11 protein-coding genes are annotated in these 12808 nt (G+C 73.7%); 9 read left to right on the forward strand and 2 right to left on the reverse strand.

Translation table 11 applies throughout. The features are described from left to right. Positions 1–45 precede the first annotated feature (45 nt). Positions 46–1164: a glycosyltransferase gene (locus ACLJPY_RS19005; protein WP_410590155.1), complete on the reverse strand. Its 1119-nt coding sequence runs from the start codon at positions 1162–1164 to the stop codon at positions 46–48. Beyond that, positions 1143–1961 carry a carotenoid biosynthesis protein gene (locus ACLJPY_RS19010; protein WP_410590157.1) on the reverse strand — a complete coding sequence of 273 codons (819 nt, stop codon included), beginning with the start codon at positions 1959–1961 and terminating at the stop codon, positions 1143–1145. Before ACLJPY_RS19010 ends, ACLJPY_RS19005 begins: the two co-directional genes overlap by 22 nt. 405 nt (positions 1962–2366) lie before the next feature. Here ACLJPY_RS19010 and ACLJPY_RS19015 point away from each other — a divergent pair, with 405 nt between their 5' ends. The 9 genes from ACLJPY_RS19015 (at position 2367) to ACLJPY_RS19055 (ending at position 12804) form a co-directional block, all read left to right on the forward strand. Further along, on the forward strand, positions 2367–3467 hold the full coding sequence (locus ACLJPY_RS19015; RefSeq protein ID WP_410590159.1) for a polyprenyl synthetase family protein: 1101 nt from the start codon (positions 2367–2369) through the stop codon (positions 3465–3467). 142 nt (positions 3468–3609) lie between these two features. Then, complete coding sequence (gene crtI, locus ACLJPY_RS19020; RefSeq protein ID WP_410590161.1) at positions 3610–5085, forward strand: phytoene desaturase family protein; 1476 nt, start codon at positions 3610–3612, stop codon at positions 5083–5085. Continuing rightward, positions 5082–6044 (forward strand): phytoene/squalene synthase family protein, encoded by a 963-nt coding sequence (locus tag ACLJPY_RS19025; RefSeq protein WP_410590163.1) that lies wholly within the window; start codon positions 5082–5084, stop codon positions 6042–6044. Before crtI ends, ACLJPY_RS19025 begins: the two co-directional genes overlap by 4 nt. Position 6045: 1 nt before the next feature. After that, a complete protein-coding gene (locus tag ACLJPY_RS19030; RefSeq protein ID WP_410590165.1) occupies positions 6046–6390 on the forward strand; it encodes a lycopene cyclase domain-containing protein in 345 nt (114 codons plus the stop codon). Next, positions 6387–6707, forward strand: coding sequence for a lycopene cyclase domain-containing protein (locus ACLJPY_RS19035; RefSeq protein ID WP_410590167.1), 321 nt, complete (start codon positions 6387–6389; stop codon positions 6705–6707). Before ACLJPY_RS19030 ends, ACLJPY_RS19035 begins: the two co-directional genes overlap by 4 nt. Continuing rightward, complete coding sequence (locus ACLJPY_RS19040; protein WP_410590168.1) at positions 6704–7435, forward strand: class I SAM-dependent methyltransferase; 732 nt, start codon at positions 6704–6706, stop codon at positions 7433–7435. The genes ACLJPY_RS19035 and ACLJPY_RS19040 overlap by 4 nt, the downstream gene beginning before the upstream one ends. Then, positions 7432–8973: an FAD-dependent oxidoreductase gene (locus tag ACLJPY_RS19045; protein ID WP_410590170.1), complete on the forward strand. Its 1542-nt coding sequence runs from the start codon at positions 7432–7434 to the stop codon at positions 8971–8973. The genes ACLJPY_RS19040 and ACLJPY_RS19045 overlap by 4 nt, the downstream gene beginning before the upstream one ends. Positions 8974–9379: 406 nt before the next feature. Continuing rightward, a complete protein-coding gene (locus ACLJPY_RS19050) occupies positions 9380–10609 on the forward strand; it encodes an NAD(P)/FAD-dependent oxidoreductase (protein WP_410590171.1) in 1230 nt (409 codons plus the stop codon). Positions 10610–10929: 320 nt separating this feature from the next. Beyond that, entirely contained in the window at positions 10930–12804 is a 1875-nt protein-coding gene (locus tag ACLJPY_RS19055) for a Calx-beta domain-containing protein (protein WP_410590173.1), read from the forward strand. Positions 12805–12808: the final 4 nt, after the last annotated feature.

Consider the following 12808-nt stretch of genomic DNA (forward strand, 5'->3'; position numbering starts at 1 on the left):
AACCCCGAGAGCCCGCTCCCACCAACCTCGTGCAGCACACGACCTTCACCCGCGTTCCCCCTCCGGCAACCGACGGCCTTTCCACACCAACCGGCCCGTCGCCCGGGCGCGCCACGACCGGCCGATCAGCCCGGCCAGCGCGAGGACCGACACCGGGTGCGCCAGGCTGTCCGGCCACACCCGGCCCCCGGTTCGCCGGGCCGCCACCACCCGGCCGGCCACGCCTGCCGCGTACCCGACCAGCCCGGCCCGCGAACCACCCAGCGCCGCCACGGCCGGGAGTACCCACACCGCCAGGAACAACCCGGCGATCGCCGCCGCCGCGGGTGCGGAACCGGTCGCCGACCACAGGGACTTCGTATAGCCCTCGCGCAACTGTGCCCACGTCGAATACATGTGGCACTCCGCGATCCGGCTGCCGTCGGCCACCACTCCGCGGCCTCCGGCGCGCTTGACCGCGCGCATCAGCGCGATGTCGTCCAGCACCTCGGCTCCGACCGCGGCGAACCCGCCGCACTTGCGCAGCATCGCCGCGTCGATCACGAAGAACTGGCCGTTGGCGGCGGCCAGCGACGGCCGCGGGGACGTCTCGGCGAGCCGCAACGGCAGCAGCACCAGCCACGACCACTGCAGCAGCGGCTGCACCAGCCGCGCCCCGAGCCCTTCGGCCCGCTCGCGCGGGAACGGCGACACCGCGTCGAGTTCCGCTTCGCGCAGCAGGGAAACCGCGGCCGCGACGGCGCCGGGCGCCAGTACGACGTCCGCGTCGACGCAGACCAGCACGCTGCCCCGCGCCCGCTGGGCCAGCTCGTGGCACGCGTGCGGCTTCCCCAGCACCCCCGGCGGCGGCTCCACGCCGGTCAGCAAGGTGACCCGCGGCCCGGCGATCCGGCGGACGAGCGCCGCCGTCCCGTCGGTGGAACAGTCGTCCAGCACCAGGATTTCGGCGTCGTCGAGCCCGCGTTGCGCCAGCAGGGACCGCAGGGCCGGGGCGACGCGGTCGGCTTCGTCGCGCAGCGGCAGCAGGATCGACACAGCTTCGCGGCAGCGGGCCGGTCCCTCGCGCGGCGTCCGGACGACCCGCGCGTTGTACGCCGCGTGCGCGGCCGCGGCGAGCGCGGCGAAGGCGGCGGCGCGCACGGTCACGCGGACACGCGAGCCCATCGGAATCCCCTCCCCAGCCGGATCGCGAACGGCACGGCCACCGCGCCCATGAGCACGCCACCGGCGACGGCCACCCACGGCCGGCCGAAGAACGCCAGGTGCGCCCACACCGACGAGAACCACGTCCACAGGTACAGCGCGGGTGCCGGCCCGGCGGCCGGGCCGGGGATGGGGTCCGGCGGCCGCGGCACCCAGTGGTGCAGCGCGGCCTGGATGAGGACGGCGACCAGCAGCCAGCCCGCGAAGTTCGTGACCGGGATGCCGTGCACCAGCGGCAGCGACGGCTCGGGCGAGACCCAGCTCCAGTACCCCTCGTCCACCATCTGGGGGTCGAGGAAGACGTCCCACGCCGCCAGCGCGCCCGCCGCCACCGCGACCACTCCGGCCGGCTTCACGGCCAGTGCGCGCCCGGCGAGCAACGCCGGCCACGCCATCATCAGCCACGCGAGCGGGACGATGCCCGGCACGCCGGCGACGGGCCAGCCGAGCAGGCCGGTGTATTCGTAGCGGCCGAAGGGGAACCCGGTGTGCAGGCCCGCCACCTCGGCCAGCAGCCCGCCGCCGCCCGCGACCACCGCCAGCGTGAGCGCCGCCCGGACACCGGCGCGGGACCAGGCGTCGGCGAGCGAGGCCGCCGCGAAGCACAGCACGGTGAGCACGGTCAGCGGGGTGCGGCCACCGGGCTCGGTCACCGAGTAGAGGATCTGGCAGAGCACCGTCGCGGCGGCGCAGAGCCAGGCGGCCAGTGCGGGCGGTGCGAAGCGGAGACGGGTGAATGCGGTTGTCCGCGAAACCATCACGGGAGCAGAATAGACCGGCCGCGCGGGTCGCGCTTTCCTCGGCCTCGATTTCCCGACCCACGCATAAATCGCCGAAGAATGGAAATACGCCACGACGAACACCCGGCGACGCCCAGGTGTGGGCGGGCGCCGCCGGGTGCGGGGCCCGCGGCCGAGGGGGGTGGCACGGCGGGCCCACCGGGACGTCGTGTGGCTTCGCCGTCCCGTCCACAGGAAGGTCACTTCCGATTCAGCACCGATCCACTCCGCCACGCCGGGCTCGGCTCCCGCCCGGCTCACCCGGAGTTTCCCGGTGTTCACCGGGTTCAAGTAGACAAGCTACACCACATGTGAAACGGTTGCGAATCGAATAGGCCGACAGTGTCAACAGTGCCGACAGTGCCGACAGTGGGAGGGCGCCGGATGACCGCGACGATGACCACGGGGGTGACACCCGCGGACGGCGCGCCCGCCGAGCGGCTGGACGCGCTGGGCCGCCGCTGCCTCGCCGAGGCGCACGGATTCGTCAGCGCTCGGGCACGGGAGCACTTTTCCGGGCGCAGCGAAGGCGGCCTCGCGGAAACCGCGGTGCCGGAGTTCGTGGCGGGCGGAAAATGCCTCCGTCCGCTTTTCGCATACGTGGGGTGGCGGTGCGGGCAACCGGAATCCGACGCCGCGATCCGCGCAGCCGCGGCACTGGAACTGCTGCACTGCTTCGCCCTGGTCCAGGACGACGTGATGGACGGCTCGGCGCTGCGCCGGGGCCGCACCGCGCTGCACGTCCGGTTCGCGCGGTGGCACGAGGAGCAGGGCTGGGCGGGCTCGGCGCCACGGTTCGGCGAGTCCGCGGCGATCCTGTTCGGCGACCTGTTCCTGGTGTGGTCGGAGCAGATGCTGCGCGAAAGCGGGCTGACGGCGGCGCAGCTGGCGCGCGGCTGGGCGCACTACGACGCGATGCGGGCCGAGCTGGCCGTCGGCCAGCTCGCCGACCTGGTGAACGATGCGCGCGCCCTGCCGAGCTGGGACACGCTGCTCGACGTCCTGCGCCGCAAGTCCGGCAACTACACGGTCCGGCGCCCGCTGGAGTTCGGTGCGGCCCTGGCCGGCTGCGGCCCGGAGCTGACGGCCGGTCTCGGCGAGTTCGGCGGCCTGGTCGGTGAGGCGTTCCAGCTCCGCGACGACCTGCTCGGCGTGTTCGGCGACCCGTCGGTCACGGGCAAGCCGGCCGGGCAGGACCTGCGCGAGCGCAAGGCCTCCAGCGTGGTGGTGCTCGCCGCGGCGATGGCCGACCGGCGGCAGCAGGCCGACTTCGCCGAGCTGATCGAGCTCGACACGGTGGACGACGAGGCGGTCACGCGCTGGCGGGAGCTCATCGAAGCCACCGGGGCGCGGGAGCGCCTGGGCGAGCTGATCCGCGAGCGGGCGGACAAGGCCATGGCGGCCCTGGACCCGGCGCTGGTCCCGCGGCACGCCGCCGACCTGCTCACCGCCCTCGCGGCCCGCTGCACGGAACGCGACCGATGAGAGGCGAACCGATTCAAGAGCTGCTTCGCGGCCCCACGGCGAACCGGCGACTCACTCGCCCGGAGCACCACGGGTCTCGCTCCGCGGGAAGTGAACTGCGTCGAAACCCCACCGGCACCACCGACCCCTGGGAGCACGACCGATGAAAACCGTGCCGGGACCGGTGGACCGCGTCGTCGTCGTGGGGGCCGGGCTGTCCGGGCTCGCCGCCGCTCTGCACCTGGCCGGGCGGGGGCGGGAGGTCACCGTTCTCGAGCGGGATCCCGGCCCCGGCGGGCGCGCCGGGCGCGCCGAGCGGGACGGCTACCTGCTCGACACCGGCCCCACCGTGCTCACCATGCCGTCGATCCTGCGCGACACCTTCGCCGCCGTCGGGACCGAGCTCACCACCGAACTCCCGATGGCCCGGCTCGATCCGGCCTACGTCGCCCAGTTCGCCGACGGCAGCACGCTGCCCGTGCACACCGACGGGGCCGCGATGGCCGACGCCGTCCGCGAGTTCGCCGGCCCGGCCGAGGCCGCGGGCTACACCCGCCTGCGCGAGTGGCTGACCCGGCTCTACCGGGCCGAATTCAGCCGGTTCATCGACAGCAACATCGACTCCCCGCTCGGCATGCTCCGCCCGGAACTGGCCCGGCTGGTGGCACTGGGCGGGTTCCGCCGGCTCGACGGCCAGGTCGGCCGGTTCCTCGCCGACGAACGGCTCAAGCGCGTCTTCACCTTCCAGGCGCTCTACGCGGGTGAATCCCCCATGCGGGCGCTGGCCCTCTACGCGGTGATCTCGTACATGGACACCGTCGGCGGGGTGTACTTCCCGGCCGGCGGCATCGCGGCGCTGCCGGAGGCGCTCGCCCGCGTGGCGGCCGACGCCGGTGTCAAGTTCCGGTACGGCGAAGCCGTCACCGAACTCGAACGCGCCGGTTCGCGGGTCACCGCGGTCCGCACCGCCGCCGGGGCGCGCCACCGGTGCGACGCCGTCGTCCTCACCACCGAACTGCCCGAGAGCTACCGGCTGCTCGGCCGGCAGCCGCGGCGGCCCGTCGCGCTGCGGGCCGCGCCGTCCGCGCTGATCGTGCACGCCGGTGGCCCCGCCACGCACCCCGAGGCCGCGCACCACACCATCTCCTTCGGACACGGGTGGCGCTCGACCTTCGACGAGCTCATCACCCGGGGCCGGCGGATGAGCGACCCCTCGCTGCTGATCACCCGGCCGACCGCGTCCGATCCCGGGCTCGCCCCGCCCGGCCGCGAGCTGTACTCCGTGCTCGCCCCGGTGCCCAACCTCGACCGCGGCCCCGCGGACTGGGCCGGCGAAACGCAGTCCTACGCGGAAGAGGTCCTCGACGTGGCCCGGGCCCGGCTCCTCCCCGGGTTCGCGCCGGACTTCACCCACGTCATCGGCCCGGCCGAGTGGGCGGCCCGTGGCCTGGTCGCCGGGACGCCGTTCAGCTACGCCCATTCGTTCGGCCAGACCGGGCCGTTCCGGCCGCGGAACCTGCCCCGCGGGACGGACAACGTCGTCCTGGCCGGTGGGGCCACGGTCCCCGGCGTGGGGGTGCCGACCGTGCTCATCTCCGGCAGACTGGCTGCCGACCGGATCACCGGAGGGACGCGATGACCCGACGTGAACTCGACGCCGCCGGCATCCGCGAGCCACAGCTGCGCGCGGCGTACACGTGGTGCCGCGAGCTCAACGCCCGGCACGGCCGCACCTACTTCCTCGCGACGCGGATGCTGACCCCGGCGCAGCGGCCGGCCATCCACGCGCTCTACGGCTTCGCCCGCTGGCTCGACGACATCGTCGACGAACCGGAAGACGACGCCACCCCCGAAACGCTCGACCTGCGCCTGCACGAGGTCGAGAAACGCTTCCTCGACGACCTCGACGCCGGCACGAGCGAGGACCCGCTGCTGACCGCGGTGATCGACACGGCGGCCCGGTACACCCTGCCGAAGGCGTACTTCGAGGCGTTCTTCACCTCGATGCGGATGGACCTCAGCGTCGACAGCTACGCCACCCGCGAAGAACTCGACACCTACGTGCACGGTTCGGCCGAGGTGATCGGGCTGCAGGTGCTGCCGGTGCTCGGCACGGTCGCCCCGCGCGCGGAGGCCGAGCCCCGGGCCGCCGCGCTCGGCAAGGCCTTCCAGCTCACCAACTTCCTGCGGGACGTGGCCGAGGACCTGGCCCGCGGGCGCGTCTACCTGCCGGCCGACGAACTGGCCGTGCACGGCGTCGACCGCGAGCGGCTCGGGTGGTGCGCGCAGCGGGGCCGGGCCGATCAGCCGGTCCGGGCCGCGATCCGCAACCAGATCGCCGTCACCCGGGACATCTACGCCGAGGCCCGCCCCGGCATCGCCATGCTGCACCCGGTTTCGCGCCCGTGCGTGGCGACGGCGGCGACCTTGTACGGCGGCATCCTCGACCGCATCGAAGCCGCGAACCACGACGTCTTCGCCGGGCGCGCGGCGGTTTCCCGCGGGCAGCGGCTGGCGGTGGCGTGCGGGGCCGTCGCGCGGACGCAGTGGGCCCGGCGGCGCCACCGCGCCCCGGCGCTCCCGCTGGCGGTGGGCTGACGTGGGCAAGGCCGAATACCTCGTCGTGCTGGCCGCGTGCGTCCTCGTGACCCTGCCGCTGGAGATCGCCGGCGCGCGCGTCTACCGGCAGCCCCGGCGGCTGGCGCGGGCGGTGCTGCCGGTCGCGCTGGTGTTCCTCGTCTGGGACGCGCTGGCGATCGCCGCCGGGGTGTGGGACTACGCGCCCGAGCACGTCACCGGTCTTCGCGCGCCCTTCGCCGTGCCGCTGGAGGAGATCCTGTTCTTCGTCGTGATCCCCGTCTGCGGGGTGCTGACCTACGAGATCGTCCAGCTCACCCTCGCGGTGCTCCGGCGGCTCGGCAAGCGGCAGGAGGTCCACCGGTGATCCCGTGGGGCTACACCGTGCCCGCGGCCGCCGCCGTCGCCGCGGTCGTGCTGGCGGAGCTCTTCCTGCTGCGCACGGGGCTCTTCCGCCGTCCCGCCTACTGGATCACGATCGCCATCGTGACGGCGTTCCAGATCCCGGTGGACGGCTGGCTGACCAAGCTGTCCGACCCGATCGTGCGCTACGCCCCGCAGCACATCTCCGGCCGGCGCTTCCCCTGGGACATCCCGGTCGAGGACTTCCTCTTCGGCTTCGCGCTCGTGACCGCGGTGCTGCTCATCTGGGAACGAACCGGCCCGCGTGAGGAGCGAGCATGAACGCGATGGCGAAGGACGGTCTCCCCCGCGGTGCGGTGCCGTCGGCCTTCGACGCCGAGGCGCGGTGGTACGACCGGCTGGTCGGCGCCAACCCGGGCTACCACGAGCACCTGCGGCTCTCGGCGCGGCGGCTGCAGCTGCCGCCGGACGGGACGGGCCTGCGGCTGCTGGACGCCGGCTGCGGCACGGGCGCTTCGACGGCCGCGCTCGTGTCGGTGGCGCCCGGTGCCGAGGTCACCGCGTTCGACGCCTCCGGCGAGATGCTCGCGCAGGCACGGGCGAAGGACTGGCCGGACGGCGTCACGTTCGTCCACACACCGGTCGAAGACCTCGACGGCATTTCGGGCCCGTTCGACGCGATCCTGGCCGCGTACCTGCTGCGCAACCTGACCGACCCGACCGGGCAGCTGCGGCGGCTGCGCGGGCTGCTGCGCCCCGGCGGCCGCATCGCCGTCCACGAGTACTCCGTCCGGGATTCGCGGCGCGCCCGGTGGGTGTGGAACGCGGTCTGCGCGGGCGTGATCATCCCGCTCGGAAAGGTCACCACCGGCGACGGCACCCTCTACCGCCACCTGCGCCGCAGCGTCCTGGAATTCGACGGGATCGCCGAGCTCGCCGACCGGCTCTCCGACGCCGGCTTCACCGACGTCCGCACCGCCACCGTGCCCGGCTGGCAGAACGGCATCGTCCACACCGTCCTCGGCACCAACCCGCGGGAGCACCCGTGACCCGGCCCCTCGGCACCGACCGCCGCATCGAGACGCGGCCCGCCCCGCCCGGCCTGGCCGACGCCGGGCTGCTCGGCCGGCGTCCGACCGCGGCGGTCGTCGGCGGCGGCATCGCGGGTCTGACTGCCGCCACCGGGCTGGCCGAACGCGGCGTCACGGTGACGCTGTTCGAGCGGGACGCCCACCTCGGCGGGCGCGTCGGCGGCTGGGCCGACCGGCTGCCGGACGGCACGCCGGTGACGATGAGCCGGGGTTTCCACGCCTTCTTCCGCCAGTACTACAACCTCCGGTCGCTGCTCATGCGCACCGATCCCGGGCTCGACCGGCTGAGGCCGCTGGCCGACTACCCGCTGCTGGACGCCCAGGGCCGCACGGACACCTTCGCGGGTCTCCCCCGGACGCCGCCGTGGAACGCGCTGGCGTTCGCCTGGCGCAGCCCGACGTTCACGCCGCGGGACCTGGTGCGCATCAACGGCCGCGGGGCCCTGCCGCTGGCGACGGTCAGCGTCCCGGAGACCTACCACCGGCTCGACGAAACCGACGCGGCGAGCTTCCTCGACGCGATCAACTTCCCCGAAGCGGCCAAGCACCTGGCGTTCGAGGTGTTCTCGCGCAGCTTCTTCGCCGATCCCCGCGAGCTGTCCGCGGCGGAGCTGGCGACCATGTTCCACCTGTACTTCCTGGGTTCCAGCGAAGGACTCGTGTTCGACGTGCCCACCGAGCCGTTCCCGCAGGCGCTGTGGGACCCGCTGGCCGGCTACCTGGCCGACCGCCGGGTGACGCTCCGGACCGGCACCCCGGTGGCATCGCTCGACCGGACGTCCGACGGGTTCGCCGTCGCGACGGCTGACGGGAGCGCGCAGTTCGACACCGTCGTGCTGGCGTGCGACGTGCGGGGGCTGCGCGAGATCGTCGACGCCTCCCCGAGCCTCGGGACGCCCGAGTGGCGGGCGGCGGTGGCCGGGCTGCGCACGGCGCCGCCGTTCCTGGTCCGGCGGCTCTGGCTCGACCGGCCGGTCGAGGCCACCCGGCCGCCGTTCCTGGGCACCGGAAGCGTCCCGCCGCTGGACAACATCAGCCTGCTCGACCGCTACGAGGACGAGGCACGACGCTGGGCGGCCCGCACGGGCGGCACGGTCGTCGAACTGCACGCGTACGCGGCCACGACCGACGACCGCGAGACGCTGGTCAAGGCGGTGGACGACCGGCTGCACGCGATCTACCCGGAGACGCTGGACGCCCGGGTCACGGCCTCGATTTCGCTGTGGCGCGAGGATTGCCCGCTGTTCGGACTGGGCGACTTCAGTCGCCGCCCGACGGTGGTGACCCCGGACCCGGCACTGGCACTGGCCGGCGACGGCATCCGGATCGACCTCCCGGTGGCGCTGATGGAGCGCGCGGCCACGACCGGCTGGGCGGCGGCGAACACGCTGCTGGCCGGGTGGGGCTTGGCGGGGCACCCGGTGCGGTCGGTTCCGAACCGCGGCCGGATCGGCCTGTTGAACCGGCTCGCCGCGACGAAGTACTTCAGCGGGTGAGCGGGATGGCGGAGTGTGTGGTGGAAGCCGGGCGGCGGCCGCGGCGGGGCGCGCAGCCGGGCCACGAAAGGCACCCCGGGCGCCCACCTCGCCGGGCTGCGCTGGCGAGCCACCAAATGCACCCCGCGCGCCAGCCGCGCCGGGGCACGCTGCCGGGCCACGAAAGGCAAAGCTGGAGCTCGGTGCGCCGGGCCGCGCTGCCGGAGCACGAAACGAACCCCGGGCGCCCACCTCACCGGGCCGCGCTCGCGAGCCACCGAACGCACCCCGCGCGCCAGCCGCGCCGGGGCACGCAGCCGGACCACGAAAGGCACCTCGGGCGCCCACCGCGCAAGACATCCCGCCGTGGCTGCGCCGCGCTGTCTGACCACCTTCTCTTCCCACTCCACTTCCGGGGGTGAACGCCATGCCGGATCACGAAGTCGTCATCGTCGGTGCCGGGCTTGCCGGGTTGGGCGCCGCTGTCACGTTGCACCGGGCCGGGGTGCTGTGCGTCGTGCTGGAGGCGGCGGACGACGTCGGCGGGCGGGTGCGCACCGATGTCGTCGACGGCTTCCGGCTCGATCGGGGGTTCCAGATCCTCAACCCCGCCTACCCGGCCATCCGGCGCCTGGTCGATGTCGGGGCCTTGGAGCTGGGCCGCTACTGGCGGGCGGTCCGGGTCGTCGACGATGACCGCGTTTCGCTGCTCGGGAACCCGATCGACACGCCCAAAGCGCTGCGCGACATCGTGGCCCGGCGGTACCTGTCGGCAAAGGACCTGGCGGCGCTCGGCGCGCTGTCGGCCCGGGCCGCGGCCGGGCCGGCGCAGGCGATCATCGACCGTCCCGACCGCACGACCGCCGACGAGCTGCACCGCGCCGGCGTGTCCGCGCGGGCGATCGAAACCGTCCTGCGGCCGTTCCTCTCCGGCGTGTTCCTGGAGCGCGACCTGACCACCTCCGCCCGGTTCTTCCAGCTGGTGTGGCGGAGTTTCCTGCGCTCGGCACCTTCCCTGCCGGCACTGGGCATGGGCGAGCTGCCGCGGCAGCTCGCCCGCGCGCTGCCCACTTCGGCCGTCCTCCTGGACACGCCGGTCGACCGGGTGCGCCCGGGCGAGGTCCGCACGGCGGGCGGCGAAACCTGGACCGCCCGTGCGGTCGTCGTCGCCACCGACGGGTCCACGGCCGCCCGGCTCGCCGGTGTCCCGGCGCCGCGGTGGAACAGCGGGACGACGTGGTACTTCGCCCCGCCGCGGTCCCCGTTGCGCGAACCGGTCATCGTGGTCGACGCGCGCGGCGGGCCGGTCGTCAACACGAGCGTGGTCAGCGAAGTGTGCCCGACATACGCCCCGCCCGGATCCGCGCTGGTGAGCGCGTCGGCGTTGACGGCGCTGCCGGAGGCGGAAGTCCGCCGTCACCTGGGCCGGATGTACCGCACGGACGCCACGCGCTGGCCGCTGGTCGCCCGGTACGAGATCACCCACGGGCTGCCGGCCATGCCACCGCCGCACGAGCTCCGGCGCGAGGTCCGGCTGGACGAAGGCCGGTACGTGTGCGGTGATCACCGGGACACGAGCTCGCTGCAAGGGGCTCTGGCGTCCGGCACCCGAACGGCTCGCGCGGTCCTCGCCGACCTCGGCAAGACACCGCGCTGAGCGCCTTCCGCGTTACGACATCCGGGCGGAAATTCGCTTCCCGCCCGGGCGAAAACCCCGCGCCGGGGCCGGACACCCGGAACCGATCGTGCCGAGCCGGCCCCGGTTCCTCGCTGGATCGAGTGAACCTTGCCCGGCGGTGGTCGGTGTTCCGGCCCAGTCCGGCCATGGTCTGCGTAGCCCGGAAACCCCGCCGTACCCCGTTGAGCGCCTTGACACAGGGCGCTCCGAGTGACGTTTTCCGCACCCGCTAACGAAATCCCGGCTGTTCCGTCTTCCCGAGGCAACCCGCAGTAATCCGGCCTTCGGAAAGGAAGTCCATGTCGCGGAGATCCTTGTTCGTCGCGCTGACCACGGTCAGTGCTTTGCTCACCCCGGCCGCGGTCGCGGCCGCGGCGCCGCCCGGGGTCGATCCGGCCACCGTCGACCTCACACTCCCCGCCGGGCAGAGCACCACCGTCACCAAGCACGTCACCACCTCCGCCGTCCCCCCGAACCCCGACCTCGTCCTGCTCGCCGACACCACCGGCAGCATGAGCGGCGCGATCACCAACGTCCGGAACAATGCCGACGCCATCACCGGTGACGTGCTCGCCGCCCAGCCGACCGCCCGGTTCGGCGTGGCCGAGTACAAGGACTTCACCGACCCCGTGCCCTTCAAGGTCAACCAGGGCATCACCGGCGACACCGCCGCCGTCCAGGCCGGTATCAACCAGTGGGCCGCGTCCGGCGGCGACGATTTCCCCGAAGCCGACCTCAACGCCCTCTACGAACTGGCCAGCGGCGCCGTCACCTTCCGGCCGGACGGCACCCGCATCATCGCCTGGTTCGGCGACGCGCCCTCGCACGACCCCAGCGGTGGGCACAGCCTGGCCCAGACCATCGACGCCCTCAAGGCGGCGAAGATCCGCGTCGTCGCGGTCAACGTCGGTGCGCTGGACGCCGACGGCCAGGCGAGCGCCATCGCCACGGCCACCGGCGGCGTGCTGCTGAACAACGTGCCGTCGAACCAGGTGTCGCAGGCGATCCTCGACGGCATCAAGTCCATCGAGGTCACGGTGGCGCCGAAGGTCACCACCTGCGACCCGCAGCTGACGCTGACCAACGACCCGGCGAGCGTCAAGGTGCCCAGCGGGGAAGTCGCCACGTTCACCGAGACCGTCGCCGCGGCGGCCGACGCCGCGCCCGGTACCTACCACTGCACGGTCGACTACCTCGTCGACGGCGTGTCCCGCGGGTACGTCGAGACGACGACCGTGCGCGTGCTCGGGCTGAGCATCAACGACGTCACGGTGGCCGAAGGCTCCGGCGGCGCGCCGGTGCCGGCCACCTTCACCGTGTCGCTGCTCGGCGGCGCCGGTCCGACCCCGGTGACGGTCCACTACGCCACCGCCGACGGCACCGCCACCGCACCGGCCGACTACCAGGCCGCCGGCGGTGACGTGACCTTCGCGCCCGGCGAAACGGCCAAGCCGGTGACCGTGCTGGTCAACCCGGACACCGTCGACGAGCCGGACGAGACGTTCACCGTGACGCTCTCGAACCCGGTCGGCGCCGGCCTGGTCGACCCCACCGGCGTCGGCACGATCGTCGACGACGACCGCGACGGCACGTTCTCCTGCACCGGTACCGCCGCGAACGTCATCGGCATCACCGCGGCCGTGGCGAACCCGGCGAACCTGCCCTGCGCCGACGACAGCAAGTCCGTCCTCGACGCGACGCTCAACGCCGGCCTGATCAAGGTGGAGACCCACGCGCTGACCGCGTCGACCGACCTGAGCCCGGACGACCAGTCCGCGGCGCCGGCGGCCGGTGACCACGCGCAGGCCGCGGCCCGGATCGACCGGACGGTGATCAGCACCGTCGGGCTGACCGTCGAACTGGGCGTGATCCAGTCGCAGGCGGCGGCGACCTGCCAGCCGACCTCCGGCGGGCTCGCCCCGGCGCTCACCGGCAGCTCGAGCGTCGCTTCGCTGAAGATCAACGGCGTCCCGGTCACGGTCGGCTCGGCGCCGGTGACCATCGCGCTGGTCATCGGCTCGCTGAAGCTGAACGGCCAGACCATCGCGAACGGCGTCGTGAAGCAGCAGGCGGTCACGCTGGAAACCCCGCTGGCGAAGATCGTGCTGGCGAAGTCCCAGGCCGACGTGCACGGCACCGCCGCGCACCCGGCGGGCAACCCCTGCCGGGCCTGATCCG

Source organism: Amycolatopsis sp. lyj-23 (genome assembly GCF_046549135.1).
Taxonomy (GTDB): Bacteria; Actinomycetota; Actinomycetes; order Mycobacteriales; family Pseudonocardiaceae; genus Amycolatopsis.